Origin of the sequence: Pseudomonas sp. 7-41 (assembly GCF_021233075.1) — a bacterium.
In the GTDB taxonomy this organism is placed as follows: domain Bacteria; phylum Pseudomonadota; class Gammaproteobacteria; order Pseudomonadales; family Pseudomonadaceae; genus Aquipseudomonas; species Aquipseudomonas veronii.
Window position 1 is genome coordinate 718,775 of the sequence record NZ_CP089551.1, and the last position, 15,455, is coordinate 734,229.

Here is a 15,455-nt window from a genome sequence, read left to right on the forward strand (position 1 = left end):
GTACGGTCTCAAGCTGCCTGTTTGGCCGTGACGAACGCCGCAAGGCTGGCCACGTTGGTGAAGTGATTGCGGGTGTCCTTGGCGTCGGCATCGATCTTGAAGCCGTACTTTTTCTGGATCGCCAGGCCCAGTTCCAGGGCGTCGACTGAGTCCAGGCCCAGGCCTTCGCCGAACAGGGTTTGGTCGCTGTTGATGTCGTCGACGCTGATGTCTTCCAGGCCCAGGGCCTCGATGATCAGCGTCTTTATGTCGTGCTCAAGGCTGTTTGAGTTGCTCATCTTCGGCGAGCTCCTTAATAAAATAGTGATGCAGGTAATCGTTGAGCTTGCGTGAGGCCTGGGGCGCGGGGCCGAGTGCGGCGAACGCTTGTGGTTCTATATCGGCACCCACCCGTAAACTGAAGTGAAAGCGGCGTTTGGGAATGCGATACCAGGGTTCGGCCTTGGTCAGGGTGGTCGGGCTGACCTTGATTACCACGGGGGTGATGATTGTCGCACCACGCAACGCAATCGCGGCGCCGCCGCGATGAAAGGCAGGCGCCGCGCCGGGTGTGGTGCGGGTGCCTTCTGGAAAGATGATCAGGGTCTGACCTTCGCGCAGCGCATCGGCGGCGGCGTCGAGCATGTCCGCGCTGCCGTCATTGCTGATGTAGCCGGCATCGCGCACCGGCCCACGGGTGAACGGGTTTTGAAACAGGCTCTGCTTGACCACGCAGTTGGTCTGGCGCATCAGGCCGATCAGGAACACCACGTCGATCAGTGACGGGTGGTTGGCGACGATCATCTGGCCGGGGCGCCCGAGTTTGTCGGCACCGTCGACGCTGAACGTGAGAATGCCCAGGCGCTGCATCCACCGAATGAACAACCAGAACAGGCGACTGATGGTATGCCGCGCGCGCCGTTGGTGCTGCTTGGCAGTCCCCGGCAGGCAATTGAGCAACGGAAACACCAGTAAGCGCAGGCACAGCCCGCCGACGCCAAACAGCGCGAAGCTGGCGGCGGTGGCGAACAGGCGCCAGTAGTAGGCGTCCCGTGGCTTGTCGTTCAGGGCTTGCGTTGCCAGTTCCATACGCGGTTCTTCCAGGCGTGTTGGCAGGCGCCCTGTTCGGTCAACAGGGTGCGTAGCAGGTTCAGGGCATGAGGCCACTGGGTGTGAGTGTGTTGGACCGTGCCGGTGCGCAGTTCCAGTTGCCACTCGTCGCCCGGCGTCAGTAACAGGCCGAGGGCGTAGGGGAAGGGCACGTCGTGGATCCAGTTGGCGTAGGCCTCGGGGGGCTGTTCCTCGCTGATCACCAGCAATACCGCCGGGGCGCCTTCGTTGAGCAGGGCCGCTGCTTCGAGCATGCCGTGTTCCAGGCCATCGCCGGCGGCGGCGAGGGCGGTCATTTCGCTGGTTTCATTGCGCAGGATCGACCACAGGCCAATCACCGCGTTATGCACCGACAGGCTGAACTGGGTCGGCGACAGCGGCTGATCGTTGGCCAGGTCGCTGAGGATGTCGAGGGTGCGCGGGGTTTCGCCGTGGCGGGAAACGAACACCAGCGGCAGGTCTTGCAGGCCCTCGGCCAGCGGCCAGCCCACGCTGAAAGCCATGCGCGCCAGACGGCTCAGGCGGCGGCGCTGCATGGCCGGTAAAAACGAGACGTCGGGGGAGGCTTCGCTGGCGGGTAGCAACACTGGCGCCTGGCACCAGGCGCGCCAGTCGTCCGCACTTTCGAGGCCCGGAGCCCAGGCGCGCCATTGGCTGATATTGAAATTGATCACTGAGAAGATATCCCGCCCCTGCGGGCTTCCATGCGCGGCCACTGGCCCCGAATACCGGGACAGGGAGCAGCAGCCGAATGGCGCGCATTATCCCGGTGCTGTGGGGTTCTAGCAAACTTTGGTAAATATTTGTTCACGGCCGATTACAATTTGCTGGGGAAGATTTACAGATTGTCCTTTACTGAGAACCGAGCTGGATTGTCGGACTGTTCCTTTTCATTTGTACGTTAGATGCTAGCCCGGACCATTAATGCAGCAGTGCATGGATGAACGAGGTAGCTAACCGGCGCTTTTGCCCTCTACACTCGGGCATTCATTGGTACACGGAGGTTTTTCCATGCGGCGCGTGGTGTTCAATCAAAAAGGCGGGGTTGGCAAGTCCAGCATCGCCTGCAACCTGGCGGCGGTCAGCGCCAGTGAAGGTTACCGAACCCTGTTGGTGGACCTCGATGCACAAGCCAACTCTACTCAGTACCTCACCGGGCTGACCGGCGACGATATACCGATGGGTATTGCCGAGTTCTTCAAGCAAACCCTGTCTTCGGGGCCGTTCGCCAAGAAAAACCGGGTGGATATCTACGAAACGCCCTTCGACAACCTTCACGTGATCACCGCCACCGCTGAGCTGGCGGACTTGCAGCCCAAGCTCGAAGCCAAGCACAAAATCAACAAGCTGCGAAAGCTGCTGGATGAACTGAGCGAAGACTACGACCGGATTTACCTGGATACCCCGCCAGCGTTGAATTTTTATGCGGTTTCGGCGCTGATTGCTGCTGATCGTGTGTTGATCCCCTTCGATTGCGACAGTTTCTCGCGCCAGGCGCTGTATGGCCTGCTGGCGGAAATCGAAGAATTGAAGGAAGACCACAACGAAGGCCTGGAAGTCGAAGGCATCGTGGTCAACCAGTTCCAGGCGCGAGCGAGCTTGCCGCAGCAGATGCTCGATGAGTTGATTGCCGAAGGCTTGCCGGTGCTGCCGGTGTACCTGGCGAGTTCGGTACGCATGCGTGAGTCGCACCAGCAGAACAAACCGCTGATCCACCTGGACCCACGGCACAAGCTGACGCAGCAGTTTGTGGAGTTGCATAACCTGCTGGAAAACGCCTGACCCAAAGCACCACACTGGCCTGCGTTGTGCTCAAGGTCGAGTTACACCCCTTGGCTACGCAACCAGCTCATCAACTGCGGTAACGGAAACGCCCCACTCTGACGCGCCACTTCGCGGCCGTTCTTGAACAGAATCAAGCTGGGAATCGAGCGAATCCCCAACTGCGCCGACAACTGCTGATTGGCCTCGCTGTCCAGCTTGGCCAACCGGCACTTGCCTTCCAACTGCGCAGCGGCCTGCTCGAAGATGGGTGCGAACGACTTGCACGGCCCACACCAATCGGCCCACACATCCACCAGCAACGGCAGGTCGCCCTTGATCTGGCTGGCGTAGTCGCCCTGTTTCAGTTCAAAAGGTTTGTTCAGCAGCACCGGCTGCTTGCAGCGCCCGCACTTCGGCGCATCGCCCAGGCGTTCGCCGGGGATGCGATTGAGGCCGTTGCAGTGCGGGCAGGGAATGACGAGAGGGTTGGACATGGTGGCGCTCCTTTGAGACTGGCCAATAGATCCTATTTGGAGTCAGGTCTGGGGTTTATCAAGGCGTGGGAGCGGTGACTCATCCGTTCACAGTTTCTGCCATGTCGATGTGAAGCCGCTTATCTAGGCTGTTGGAGCGCGTTCTGTTTCCCGCCATCTGTCTGTTTGCGGTTATAGCAAATTGCGATAGTTTGAGTTCGGGTTTAACCTTCATAGCAAGATGCGATAAGGATGTTGCATGCGAGTGATTAGTGAGAAAAGGATCTGGGAAGCAAAGGAAAAGTGGCCGCGCTCAGCGAGTGCTTTGGATGAGTGGTACCGACGGATAAAGCGCAATAGCCCAGGAGATTTCGCGTCAATGAAAGGCATTTTTCCTGCGACGGATAAAGTCGGGCAGTTCCATGTGTTCGACATCGGTGGCAATAAACTGAGGTTAATTGCTTTCGTGCGGTACCCAGCACAACGAATTTACATCAAGCATCTGCTCGATCACCGCGAATACGAACAAGACAAGTGGAAGGAGACAATCAGATGAGCGCACTCATTCAGCTCGCCGCTGAACATTGGCAATTTGTTTCACCATTACTGCGCAAGCCAAAAAACGAGGCGGATTACGATGCACTGGTTGCTGCCCTCGACGAGTTGCTGGATTTGGTCGGGGAGGACGAATCAAATCCGCTTATGAGTTTGGTGGATATTCTCAGTGACTGGATCGAAGCCTACGATCACGAGCATCGTCCGATGCCCATCGTCAGTGGTGTTGACGTGTTGCGCGCGATGATGCGCGAACACGGCTTGAATCAAAGTGATCTGCCAGGCTTAGGCAAACAGTCAGTCGTTTCCGAGATTCTGAGCGGTAAGCGTAAGCTCAATCTGCGACAGATTAAATGGTTGGCCGAACGCTTTGGGGTTTCCGTGGAGACGTTCATCTAGCCGACTCTACGAAGAACAACTGATCTCCAAATGCTTGCCCCAATCCGGCGGCCGCTGCGCGTACTGCTCCATCCCGGCCTGCTCCTCGAACGGTTTGCGCAACACCTCATGCAGCCGCCGCACTTCGCTGTAATCCCCAGACTCGGCGGCGGTGATAGCGTTCTGTGCGAGGTAGTTGCGCAGGATGTACAGCGGGTTGACCGCATGCATCCGTGCTCGGCGCTGTTCTTCGCTGTACTCGCCATCACGCGCCACGCGGGCCTTGTACGCATCGGCCCAGGCATCGAAGCCGTTCCTGTCGACAAACTCGTCGCGCAACCGCGCCACTGCGAGCGCCGCCGGTTCATCGCCCAGGCGGCGGAAGAACAGCGTGTAGTCCACGCCGCTGTTCTGCATCAATTGCAGCAGGCGCTCCAGCAGTTTCTGGTCATCGTCTTCGGCGCTGGTCAGCCCCAGCCGGCGGCGCATCAGGTCCAGGTAGTGCGCCTGGTACAGCGGCAGGTACAGGCCGAGGGTTTCCTTCAAGGCGTCGACGCTGATAAACGGTGTGAGCGCCTGCGCCAGCGCGCTGAGGTTCCACTGCCCGATCGGCACTTGATTGCTGAAGGAGTAGCGCCCTTCATGATCGGAATGGTTGCAGACGAAGTGCGCGTCAAAATCGTCGAGAAACGCAAACGGCCCGAAATCGAAGGTGATGCCGAGGATCGACATGTTGTCGGTGTTCATCACCCCATGGCAGAAGCCATAGGCCTGCCATTTGGCGATCAGTGCGGCGTTGCGTTCGACGACTTCGCGGAACATCGCCAGGTACGGTTCGGGCTGTTCCCGGCACTCGGGGAAGTGCAGCTTCAACACGTGCTCGGCCAGTGCCGCCTGCTGCTCGGTCTTCTGGGTGTAGTAGAAGTATTCGAAATGACCGAAGCGCACATGGCTACGGGCCAGGCGCAACACCATCGCCCCGCGTTCCTGCTTCTCGCGCCAAACCGGCGTGCTCGAGCCGATCACACACAGCGCCCGGCTGCTAGGGATGTTCAATGCATGCAGGGCTTCTGATGCCAGAAACTCCCGAATCGAAGAGCGCAGCACGGCGCGGCCATCGCCCATCCGCGAGTACGGCGTCTGCCCGGCGCCCTTGAGGTGCAAGTCCCAGTGTTCGCCGGCGCGGTTATACACCTCGCCGAGCAGCAAGCCACGGCCATCGCCCAACTGCGGGTTGTAGGAGCCGAACTGATGCCCGGAATACACCATCGCCCGCGGTTCGGCTTCGGCCCACAGCTTGTGGCCGCCGAACAGTTCGGCGAACACCGGCGTTTCGGCCACGGCTGGGTCGAGGTCGAGCAGGGCCATGGCGGCGTCGCTCGCCACGACCAGGCGCGGTTCGTCGAGGGGCTCGGGCAGGACGTGGGTTGAGAACGCGTCGCCCAGGCGTGCGAAGCGATTGTCGAAGGTCAGTTCGTCGAGGGCTTTCACCGGCCATCTCCAGCAGAATGTCCGAGCATTCTGCTGGGGATAGGCGTTTTAGTCGAGCTTGGAGGGTGGCGGCTCGGGGGCGTCCACCACTTTGCCCGGCGGCGGTTCCGGTGCGTCGTGCGTCTCGGCCGGGTTGGCGATGGTGCGTTTTTCGTCTTCTACCGGCACCAGCTTGTACTCCTGGCCGTGCAGGTTCTTCAGGTAAACCTCCATCTGCCGGAACGAGATGTTGATGTGGTTGTTCTTGAACTCGCGGTTGATAAAACGGTTCACCTCGTCGATCACCGGGTTGCGGTCACCGAGGTCGCGCACGTGCATGCGCAGTTCGTGGTCGAGGGTGCTTTCGCCGAAGTTGAGGAAGTACACGTGGGGTTCGGGTTCTTTCAGCACCCGCGGGTTTTCGCGCGCGGCCTGGAGCAGCAGGGCTTTCACCAGGTCGAGGTCGGAGCCGTAGTCCACGCCGAGCTTGAGGGTGACCCGGGTGATGGTGTCGGTCAGCGACCAGTTGATCAGTTGCCCGGTGATGAACGTCTTGTTCGGGACAATGATGTCCTTGCGGTCGAAGTCGGTGATGGTGGTGGCGCGGATGCGGATCTTGCTCACCGTGCCCGACAGGTTGCCGATGGTGATGGTGTCGCCGATCCGCACCGGGCGCTCGAACAGGATCATGATGCCGGAGATAAAGTTGGCGAAGATCTCCTGCATACCGAAGCCCAGGCCCACCGACAGCGCAGCCACCAGCCATTGCAACTTGTCCCAGCTCACGCCGAGGGTCGATAGGGTCGCCACAAACCCCACGCCGGCAATCACGTAGGACAGCAACGTGGTGGTGGCGTAGGCGCTGCCCTGGGCCAGGTCCAGCTTGGACAGCACCAGCACTTCCAGCAAGCCGGGCAGGTTGCGCGCCAGGGCGAAGGTGATGCCGATGATGATCAGCGCGCCGAGCATGTCGCCGATGCTGATCGGCACCATGCTGATATTGGCCCCGGTGCCGCTGGTGTATTCGTAGAGGGTGACGTTGTCGAGGTAGGAGAACACCGAGATCAGGTCCGACCACACCCAGTACAGCGCCGCGATGAAGCCGCCGAGCAGGGCCAGGCGGATCAGGCGCATGGATTGTTCGTTGACCTGTTCGATGTCCAGGGTCGGCTCTTCGATCACCGCTTCGCCTTCGCCGGCTTCCTTGGCGGCCTGGCGTTTTGCCAATGCCCGCGAATAGGCCAGGCGCCGGGCGGCGACGCCCAGGCCGCGGGCGAACGTGGCTTCGATCACCAGCCAGAACATCAACAGGTACAGGGTGTTGATCAACCGGTCGCTGAGCTTCAGCGCGGTGTAGTAATAGCCGAAGCACACGGCGATAAACAGTGCGATGGGCAGCGCGGTAAACAACAGACCCGCGGTTTTGCGGAACAGTGAGGCTTTCTCGTGGGTCGTGCTGTGCAACAGCAGGCGACCCAGCAGCCAGGCCATCAGCGCATAGCAGGTCAGCACCACGCCGATGCCCAGCACGTCGTCGGCCAGGGCTGCCGGCTGGTGCTCGGCAATGGCCACCACGGCCACCAGCGCCAGCACCACCAGTCCGAGCTTGCGTACCCAGCCTTGCAGGAATGCGACCTGCGGTCGTTCCCAGCGGAAGTGCAATTCGGCGACGCCGCCTGGCGCGAGGATTCGGTAGGCGGTGTAGAACACCAACCACGCCTGGGCGATCTGCAACAGCGCGGCACCCAGGTTGGCGTTTTGCCCGCGGGCGTCGATCTGCAACGCATAACCGCATAACGCCAGGCCCAAGGCCACGGGCATGGCCAGCAGGATATTCACCAGGATCGCCTGGGGCGTGTGCCATTGGCTGTCACGCTTGAAGTGGCCGATGTCCATGTGCACCTTTTTCAGCCGCGCGTACAAGGCATTGCGCCGCCACAACAGTGCGCCGATCAACAGCAGCAACGGCAGGAACAGCAGCGGGCGCTGGGTCAGGCCGTCGTACAGTTCGCTGACGCTGGAGGCCCAGGGCAGGGAGGTGACTTGCTTGCTCAGGTGATCCGGGACGGTTTCCAGCCACTCGGTGTCCAGCGGCTTGTTGCTGGGAATCCAGAACATCTGCTCATCGAGGGTCGCACGCAGGGTGGTGGCGGTGCTCAGCAGTTGTTTCTGGTTCAGTTGCAGGGTGATCGATTCATTGAGCAGCGCGCTCAGCTCGCGGCTCAGGCGCTCGAGCAGGTCGCTGCGGGTGATCGCCAGTTCCAGCAGAGTGCGCCGCAATTGCGGGGTGACCTCATCCGGCGGCTGGTTGGCCAGCAGGTTATCCACATAGGTGCTGGGCGAGCTGATCAGTTCGCGCTGCTGGTTGACCTCGAACTGGTACAGGCGAATGTTGGCGATGTCGTCGGCGAGGTTGCGGTCGACCGTGAGGCGCGGCAAGGCCTGTTTCTGTTTGTACAGAATCTTCGACAGCAGCAGGCTGCCCTTGAGCACGTTGATCTGTTCGTCCAGCGCCGAGTCGCTCTGGGTCACGGTGTCCAGTTGCTGCTTGGTCTGCAGGTTTTTCTGGGTCAGGTCGTTGAGGCGGTCGGTGCTTTTGAGCAGGTAGTCGGACAGCTTCAGGTTGGCCGCGCTTTCCGTGGCCAACAGGCTGCTGCTGCCGGCTTTCTGCGCTTCGATGGACTGTTGGGTCACCGTCTGTTGGGACTGGGCCAGGCGTTTCTGGTTGATCAGGGTTTGCAGGTCCTGGATCTCTTGTTCCAGGCGCGCGGTTTTTTCCACCACCAGGTCATGCTGGCTGTTGCCCAGGTCTTGCAGTTGGCTGTTGCCGGCCAGTTCCTGGCGGCGCAGTGGGATCAGGGCATTGAGCGACGCCAGTTCGGCGTTCAACTGGTTGCGTTGGTCGGCGCTGAGGGTTTTGCCATTGTCCTTGCCGGCCTTGAGGGTCGCGTTGATCTGCTGGATGCGCGTCTGGCTGCTGCTGATTTCGGTCTGCGCGCGCTCGGGGCGGGTCTGGGCGGCGATGGTCAGGCTGTTGGCGTCGGCCAGGTCTTTTTGCAGGTCGCCTTGCTGGGTGGTGCGCTGCACCAGCAGTTGTTCCAGTTGCGGCACCGGCAAGGTGGCGTAGCGCTGGGCCACCGGGACGACTTTGGTGGCCTTGAGCCGGGTCAGTTCGCGCTGGTTTTCGCTGGTCTGGCGCGGGGCGTCTTGCAACTGGCGCTTGAGATCGACCAGGCGCTGCTCGTAATCCTGCTTGTTGCCCAGGTGAGTCAGCGTCTGCTGCAGGATCGCCTGCAGCGCCTTCATGTCGGCGTCGGGCAGCTTGCGGTCGGGCAGCTTGTCCAGGGTTTGCTGGATAGCGTCGGCGCTGGGCGGGTCGGCGGCGTATACGCTGCCGACACAAAGGGTCAGGCCCAGCAGGGCAGTGGCGAGAAAAGTGCGCAGGGTTGGCATAGAGACCGGTCGAGCAAGGTGAAGAATCGGGGCAGTATTGCCCCGCAGTTTAGAGGAAGAGTCCGGGGCCCGGGCGACTTCCTTCGGGGAATCTGACGCCGACTTTGCCAATCTTGTTCCCGTCCATGACTGCGACGGTCCAGATCGTGTTGTTCCACTCCACCTGGTCGCCGACCACCGGCGCGCCGCCGACTTTCTGGGTGATGAAGTGGCTCAGTGGCATGTCCGGGTCGATGCCTTCGAGCTGCAGGCCGTACAGCGCCGAGACTGCGCCCAGTTGGGCGTCGCCTTCGAGGATGAAGTCGCCGAAGAAGCGCAAATCCAAGCCGCGTTGCGGCGCCTGGCTGAACAGTTTGCCCAGGGCCGGCAGGTTGTGTTCGTGACCGATCACGCAGAGCAGATCGTCGGCTTCCAGCACCGTACTACCCGACGGATGGAGCAGTTGCTGGCCACGGAACAGTGCAGCGATACGCGTGCCTTCGGGCATTTTCAGCTCGCGCAGGGCTGCGCCGATGCACCATTTTTCCGCGCCCAGGCGGTAGACGAACAGCTCCCACTCACTGGTGACGTGAACTTCCAGGGCGGCGCGGGAAATCGGCGCCGGCTCCGGTGGCACGGTCACTTTCAGCAGCTTGGCCACCCACGGCAGGCTGGTGCCTTGCACCAGCAGCGAGACCAGCACGATAAAGAACGCCAGGTTGAAGTACAGCTGTGCATGGGGCAGGCCGGCCATCAGCGGGAACACCGCAAGAATGATCGGCACCGCGCCGCGCAGGCCGACCCAGGCGATAAAGGCTTTTTCGCGGCCGTGGAACGCCTTGAACGGCAGCAGGCCGACCATCACCGACAGCGGCCGCGCAAACAGGATCATCCACAGCGCCAGGCCCAGGGCGGGCAGCGCAATCGGCAGCAGGTCGTGGGGCGTGACCAGCAGGCCCAGCACCAGGAACATGCCGATCTGGGCGAGCCAGGCCATGCCGTCGAGCATATGCAAAATGCCATGACGGCTGCGCACCGGGCGGTTGCCGATCACCAGGCCGCACAGGTACACGGCGAGGAAGCCGCTGCCGTGCAGGGCGTTGGTCAGGGCGAAGACGAACAGGCCGCCGGCGATCACCAGGATCGGGTACAGGCCGTTGGCCAGGTTGATGCGGTTGACCATCTGCAGCATCAGCCAGCCGCCGCCCAGGCCGATGAGGCCGCCGATGCCGAACTCGCGCACCAGGTGCAACAGCAGGTTCCAGTGCAGGCCGGTCTGGCCGCTGGCGAGCATGTCGATCAGGGTGACGGTGAGGAACACCGCCATCGGGTCGTTGCTGCCGGATTCGATTTCCAGGCTGGCGGAGACCCGTTCGTTGAGCCCCTTGCCGCCGAGCAGCGAGAACACCGCGGCGGCGTCGGTGGAGCCGACAATCGCGCCGATCAGCAAGCCTTGAATGATGTTGAGGTCAAACAGCCAGGCCGCGGCCATGCCAGTGAGACCGGTGGTAATCAACACCCCCACCGTGGCCAGCGACAACGCCGGCCAGAGTGCCACGCGAAAACTCGCCACCCGGGTGCGCAAGCCGCCGTCGAGCAGGATCACGGCCAGGGCGAGGTTGCCCACCAGGTAGGCGGTCGGGTAGTTATCGAAGATGATGCCGCCGCCGTCGACGCCGGCGACCATGCCCACGGCCAGGATGATCACCAGGATCGGAATGCCCAGGCGGGACGAAAGAGAACTCACCAGAATGCTCGCACTCACCAGCAACGCGCCGATCAAGAACAGGCTGTTGATGGTGGTCGCATTCAAAGGCAGTACTCCATGGGCAAAATAAGACGGACGCATTCTGACCATGCAGTCTGCGTGCCAGCGATTCTAACCTGTTGAATTGCCGCGCTGTCAAAAAGCTTTTAGCGGCGGGCGCCGATCTAAATGTGGGAGGGGGCTTGCCCCCGATTGCGATTTGTCAGCTAGCTTATCTACAGCTGACCCACCGCTATCGGGGGCAAGTCGAATCGTCGCACCGCCCCTCCCACATTCTTAGAGGCGAAACCGCCCGACCATCCCGTTCAAGTCCACCGCCAGGCGCGACAACTCGCTGCTCGCAGCACTGGTCTGGCCGGCGCCGGTTGCCGATTGCACCGACAGATCACGAATGTTCACCAGGTTGCGGTCCACTTCCCGTGCCACCTGCGCCTGTTCCTCCGCCGCGCTGGCGATCACCAGGTTGCGTTCATTGATCTCGACAATCGCCGTGTTGATCGTATCCAGCGACATCCCCGCGCCTTTGGCGATGTTCAGCGTCGATTCCGCGCGCTCGGTGCTGTTGCGCATCGAATCCACGGCATGCTCGGTGCCGGCCTGGATACTGCCGATCATCCGTTCGATCTCGCTGGTCGACTGCTGGGTGCGATGCGCCAGCGCACGCACTTCGTCGGCCACTACGGCAAAGCCACGGCCGGCTTCCCCGGCACGCGCCGCTTCAATCGCCGCGTTCAGGGCCAGCAGGTTGGTCTGGTCGGCAAGGCCGCGAATCACGTCGAGCACCTTGCCGATGTCGCGCGACTCATTGGCCAGGTCGCCGATCAGCGTCGCGGTGGCTTGCACGTCGCCGCTCATGCGCTCAATGGCGCTGACGGTTTCCTGCACCAGGTCGCGGCCGTCACCGGCGGAGGTGGTGGCGTTGCGCGAGGCCTCGGAGGTGCTCACCGCATTGCGCGCGACTTCCTCGACGGCGCTGGTCATCTCGTTGACCGCGGTGGCGGCCTGTTCGATTTCGTTGTTTTGTTGGGTCAGGCCACGGGCGCTTTCGTCGGTCACGGCGTTGAGCTCTTCGGCGGCAGAAGCCAACTGAGTGGCCGAGCCGGCGATGCGTTGCAGGGTGTCGCGCAGTTTGTCCTGCATCTTGGCCATGGCAGCCAGCAGGCGGCCGGCTTCGTCGTGGCCATCGACCTTGATCGGGCGTGTCAGGTTGCCTTCGGCGATTTCTTCAGCCGCGTCCAGGGCCTGGGCGATCGGCAGGGTGATACTGCGGGTCAGCAGCCAGGCGAACAACAGGGTCAGCGTCGTGGCGATGACCAGCAGCCCAACCACCAGGTCGAAGGCCAGGTTGTATTGGTCTTTGGCCTGCTGATTGGTGGTCAGGGCCATCTTGTTGTTGATGTCCGCCAGGCGCGCCAGCACGGCGTTGGTCTGCTCGGCGTTGCTCAGCAACTCGCTGTTGAGCAACTCGCGCAGCTCGTCGACCTGATTGGCCCGCGACATGCTCTTCATGCGCTCTTCGATCTGATGGTACTGGGCTAGCAGGCGCACGTATTCGTCGTAGGCCGCGCGTTCTTCGCTGCTGTCGATGAGTTTTTCGTAGATGCCCTGGGCGGTCCGAATCTGCTGGTTGCGCTGTTCGATGGTTTCCAGGGTTTTTTGCTGCACGTCTGGCCCGCGGTTGGTCAGCAATCGGTATGACAGCACCCGCAGGCGCAATGTCAGCTGGGTGAACTCATCGAGGGCGCGAATACTCGGGACGCTGGACAGCGTGATGTCTTCTGCCGCCGCGCGGATTTTGCTCATTTGGTTCAGGGCGAACACACCGAGAAACAACATGAGTGCACCAATCAACGCGAAGCCTAGGAACGCGCGCGGCGCGATATTCATATTACGAAGAGACATGCGGGAGTCCTGGGAAGAAGCGCGATCCATGCGGCTATGAGACAGGGTGAGTATTACCTATCGGCAGTACGACTAAAGTCTAAAGTGGCGTGTGTTTTTATCGCATCTGACGAGGGGCCGGGTCGATTCAGGAACCAGATGGGGGAAATGCAGTCACTAAGGCTCGAAAGTGCGGCCCGGCCCTTAACAATCGGGCTGCGCGCCGGGGATAACCCTGGCATCCGAGGTGAATTTTCTTTATCGTCACCGCCCTTTTAAAAAGCCCAGGAAATCAAAATGTTAGAAGCATCCCTCAGCCAACTGGAACAACTGGTCAGCGACCTGGTACAGCAGAATCAAGACCTGCTGGGCACCAATGAATCCCTCAAGGCGCAATTGGCCCGCGCCAAGGATGAGAATGACAGCCTGCAATTGAACCTGATGGAACAGGAAGAAAAGAACGGCGCGACCGCTGCGCGTATCCAGGCGTTGGTTGAGCGTGTGAGCGCAGGGCCTGTCAGCGCATGAACGAAGGGATAAAGGTCGTTTCGATTCTCGGAGAGGATTACTCGATCAAGGCTCCGGCCGGGGAAGATCAAACCCTGATGCACGCCGTGACCCTGCTCAAGGCCTCCCTGGCCACCACCAAGAAAAAGTACCCGACCCTGATCGGTGACAAGCTATTGGTACTGGCCGCGCTGAACCTGTGCGCCGAGCAGATCGAAATGCAACAGCGTCACCAGCAGGAACTCGACCGTTACCAAGAGCAAGTCAGCGCCACGGTCGAGGTGATTTCCAAGGCTATCGGACAGCCTTAGAACCACTCATCCTGCATGCCGAGGCACGTATCGTCGCGGGCCTCCAGTATTGCCAGTTCATGATGGCAGCCCGGTACTTCCCAGGTCAGGAAGTAGCGGGCCGCCTGGAGCTTGCCTTTATAGAACGCGGTGTCCGCCGCATTGCCCTTGGCCAGGCCTTCTTCGGCGCGAATCGCCTGCTCCAGCCAGCGCCAGCCAATCACTGTGTGCCCGAACACCTTCAGGTACAGCGCCGAATTCGCCAGGCTGCTGTTGACCTTGCCTTGGGCGAGATCCGTCAGCAGGCCGATCGTCACGCTTTGCAGGCGCGCCACCAACTGTTCCAGCGGTTCTCTCATGGCCTTCAGCGATGGATATTGCTGCGCCCGTGCGCCTGTTTCGGCGATCAACCGAATCAGTTGCTTCAGGCCCGCGCCGCCGTTCTGCGCGAGCTTGCGCCCCAGCAGGTCGAGGGACTGGATACCGTGGGTGCCTTCATGGATCGGGTTGAGGCGGTTGTCGCGGTAATACTGTTCCACCGGGTATTCGCGGGTGTAGCCGTGGCCGCCGAGGATCTGGATCGCCAGCTCGTTGGCCTTGAGGCAGAACTCCGAGGGCCAGGATTTGACGATCGGCGTCAGCAGGTCGAGCAGTTCGTGAGCGCGCTTGCGTTCGACGTCGGTTGCCAGGGTGGTGGTGTCGTCGAACAGGCGCGCGGCAAACAGGCCGAGGTCAAAGGCGCCTTCGACGTAGGCTTTCTGGGTCAGCAACATGCGCTTGATATCGGCGTGCTGGATGATCGACACCGGCGCGGTACTCGGGTCTTTGCTGTCCGGCAGGCGGCCTTGCGGGCGTTCGCGGGCGTATTCCAGGGAATACAGGTAGCCGGCGTAACCGAGCATCACCGCGCCCATGCCGACGCCGATGCGCGCTTCGTTCATCATCTGGAACATGCAGCTCAGGCCCTGGTGCGGCTTGCCGACCAGATAGCCGACACAATGCCCGTTATCGCCGAAATTCAGCGCCGTGGACGTGGTGCCACGCCAACCCATCTTGTGAAACAGCCCGGCCAGCAACACATCGTTGCGCGCACCCAGGCTGCCATCGTCGTTGACCAGGAATTTGGGCACGATAAACAGCGAAATGCCCTTCACCCCGGCCGGCGCGTCCGGCAGTTTGGCCAGCACCATATGCACGATGTTTTCCGACAGCGGGTGGTCGCCGCCGGAGATAAAGATCTTGTTGCCCTTGAGCCGATAGCTGCCGTCCGCCGCAGGCTCTGCGCGGGTACGAATGTCCGACAGCGACGAGCCGGCATGCGGCTCGGTCAGAGCCATGGTGCCGAAGAAGCGCCCCTCGATCATCGGCTGCAGGAAGCGTTGCTTCTGCTCCTCGGTGCCGAAACTTTCGATCAGGTTGGCGGCGCCCATGGTCAGGAACGGGTAGGACGTTGACGCCGCGTTGGCCGCCTGGAAGTGCGCGAAGCAGGCCTGGGACAGCAATGTCGGCAACTGCATGCCGCCGGCTTCGAAACTGCGCGCGGCATTGAGGAAGCCGGCTTCCAGGAAGGCGTCCACGGCCGGTTTGACTTCCGGGATCAGGATGGCCTTGCCGTCCTCGTAGCGCGGTTCGTTTTCGTCGTTTTTGCGGTTATGCGGTGCGAAGTACTTTTCGGCAATGGTGCGGGCGGTACTGATGGCCGCGTCGAAGGTTTCGCGATTATGTTCGGCAAACCGCTCGCGCTGGGTCAGGCCCTCGGCATCGAGGACTTCGTACAGCTCGAAAGCCAGATTGCGGGAACTGAGGAGCGTCTCGGACATGGCGGCTTACCTGTGTGGGAAGGAGCCT

The 15,455-nt window shown here is 61.4% G+C and carries 14 protein-coding genes and 1 pseudogene; 5 read left to right on the forward strand and 10 right to left on the reverse strand.

Features of this window, described 5'->3' with window-relative positions:
• Positions 1-8 precede the first annotated feature (8 nt).
• Genes LQ249_RS03100 through LQ249_RS03110 form a run of 3 tightly spaced genes read right to left on the reverse strand, consistent with a single transcriptional unit; the run spans position 9 to position 1,763 of the window.
• Positions 9-278: a phosphopantetheine-binding protein gene (locus LQ249_RS03100; RefSeq protein ID WP_046384951.1), complete on the reverse strand. Its 270-nt coding sequence runs from the start codon at positions 276-278 to the stop codon at positions 9-11.
• Positions 256-1,068 (reverse strand): lysophospholipid acyltransferase family protein, encoded by an 813-nt coding sequence (locus LQ249_RS03105; RefSeq protein WP_017849831.1) that lies wholly within the window; start codon positions 1,066-1,068, stop codon positions 256-258. Before LQ249_RS03105 ends, LQ249_RS03100 begins: the two co-directional genes overlap by 23 nt.
• Positions 1,044-1,763: a beta-ketoacyl synthase chain length factor gene (locus LQ249_RS03110; protein WP_046384950.1), complete on the reverse strand. Its 720-nt coding sequence runs from the start codon at positions 1,761-1,763 to the stop codon at positions 1,044-1,046. Before LQ249_RS03110 ends, LQ249_RS03105 begins: the two co-directional genes overlap by 25 nt.
• Positions 1,764-2,100: 337 nt before the next feature.
• Between LQ249_RS03110 and LQ249_RS03115 the strand changes: the two genes are divergently transcribed.
• Positions 2,101-2,871: a ParA family protein gene (locus tag LQ249_RS03115; protein ID WP_017849829.1), complete on the forward strand. Its 771-nt coding sequence runs from the start codon at positions 2,101-2,103 to the stop codon at positions 2,869-2,871.
• 41 nt (positions 2,872-2,912) lie between these two features.
• Here the strand turns inward: LQ249_RS03115 and trxC are convergent, their stop codons facing one another.
• Entirely contained in the window at positions 2,913-3,347 is a 435-nt protein-coding gene (gene trxC / locus LQ249_RS03120; protein ID WP_017849828.1) for a thioredoxin TrxC, read from the reverse strand.
• A gap of 238 nt (positions 3,348-3,585) precedes the next feature.
• On the opposite strand from trxC, the gene LQ249_RS03125 reads away from it, so the two are divergent.
• Positions 3,586-3,882 carry a type II toxin-antitoxin system HigB family toxin gene (locus tag LQ249_RS03125; RefSeq protein WP_017849827.1) on the forward strand — a complete coding sequence of 99 codons (297 nt, stop codon included), beginning with the start codon at positions 3,586-3,588 and terminating at the stop codon, positions 3,880-3,882.
• Positions 3,879-4,280 (forward strand): helix-turn-helix domain-containing protein, encoded by a 402-nt coding sequence (locus LQ249_RS03130; protein WP_046384949.1) that lies wholly within the window; start codon positions 3,879-3,881, stop codon positions 4,278-4,280. The genes LQ249_RS03125 and LQ249_RS03130 overlap by 4 nt, the downstream gene beginning before the upstream one ends.
• A 6-nt stretch (positions 4,281-4,286) precedes the next feature.
• On the opposite strand, the gene selO is transcribed toward LQ249_RS03130, so the two are convergent.
• The 5 genes and pseudogenes from selO to LQ249_RS31670 form a co-directional block, all read right to left on the reverse strand.
• Entirely contained in the window at positions 4,287-5,750 is a 1,464-nt protein-coding gene (gene selO / locus LQ249_RS03135) for a protein adenylyltransferase SelO (protein ID WP_057003646.1), read from the reverse strand.
• A gap of 48 nt (positions 5,751-5,798) precedes the next feature.
• The gene (gene mscK / locus LQ249_RS03140; RefSeq protein ID WP_046384947.1) at positions 5,799-9,182 is read right to left on the reverse strand and encodes a mechanosensitive channel MscK; all 3,384 of its coding nucleotides are present in this window, start codon (positions 9,180-9,182) and stop codon (positions 5,799-5,801) included.
• Between the two features lie 49 nt (positions 9,183-9,231).
• Positions 9,232-10,974 carry a potassium/proton antiporter gene (locus LQ249_RS03145; RefSeq protein WP_046384946.1) on the reverse strand — a complete coding sequence of 581 codons (1,743 nt, stop codon included), beginning with the start codon at positions 10,972-10,974 and terminating at the stop codon, positions 9,232-9,234.
• A gap of 231 nt (positions 10,975-11,205) precedes the next feature.
• Positions 11,206-12,078, reverse strand: coding sequence for a methyl-accepting chemotaxis protein (locus tag LQ249_RS31665; protein ID WP_371928164.1), 873 nt, complete (start codon positions 12,076-12,078; stop codon positions 11,206-11,208).
• A 30-nt stretch (positions 12,079-12,108) separates the two neighbouring features.
• Positions 12,109-12,861: pseudogene (locus tag LQ249_RS31670) on the reverse strand (MCP four helix bundle domain-containing protein); the annotation flags it as partial.
• A 246-nt stretch (positions 12,862-13,107) separates the two neighbouring features.
• Between LQ249_RS31670 and LQ249_RS03155 the strand changes: the two are divergent.
• Together LQ249_RS03155 and LQ249_RS03160 are read left to right on the forward strand one after the other, a co-directional pair.
• Positions 13,108-13,338 carry a hypothetical protein gene (locus tag LQ249_RS03155; RefSeq protein WP_017849821.1) on the forward strand — a complete coding sequence of 77 codons (231 nt, stop codon included), beginning with the start codon at positions 13,108-13,110 and terminating at the stop codon, positions 13,336-13,338.
• Entirely contained in the window at positions 13,335-13,628 is a 294-nt protein-coding gene (locus LQ249_RS03160) for a cell division protein ZapA (protein ID WP_017849820.1), read from the forward strand. Before LQ249_RS03155 ends, LQ249_RS03160 begins: the two co-directional genes overlap by 4 nt.
• On the opposite strand, the gene LQ249_RS03165 is transcribed toward LQ249_RS03160, so the two are convergent.
• Entirely contained in the window at positions 13,625-15,427 is a 1,803-nt protein-coding gene (locus tag LQ249_RS03165) for an acyl-CoA dehydrogenase (RefSeq protein WP_079442699.1), read from the reverse strand. The two genes, LQ249_RS03160 and LQ249_RS03165, sit on opposite strands and share 4 nt — an antisense overlap.
• Positions 15,428-15,455: the final 28 nt, after the last annotated feature.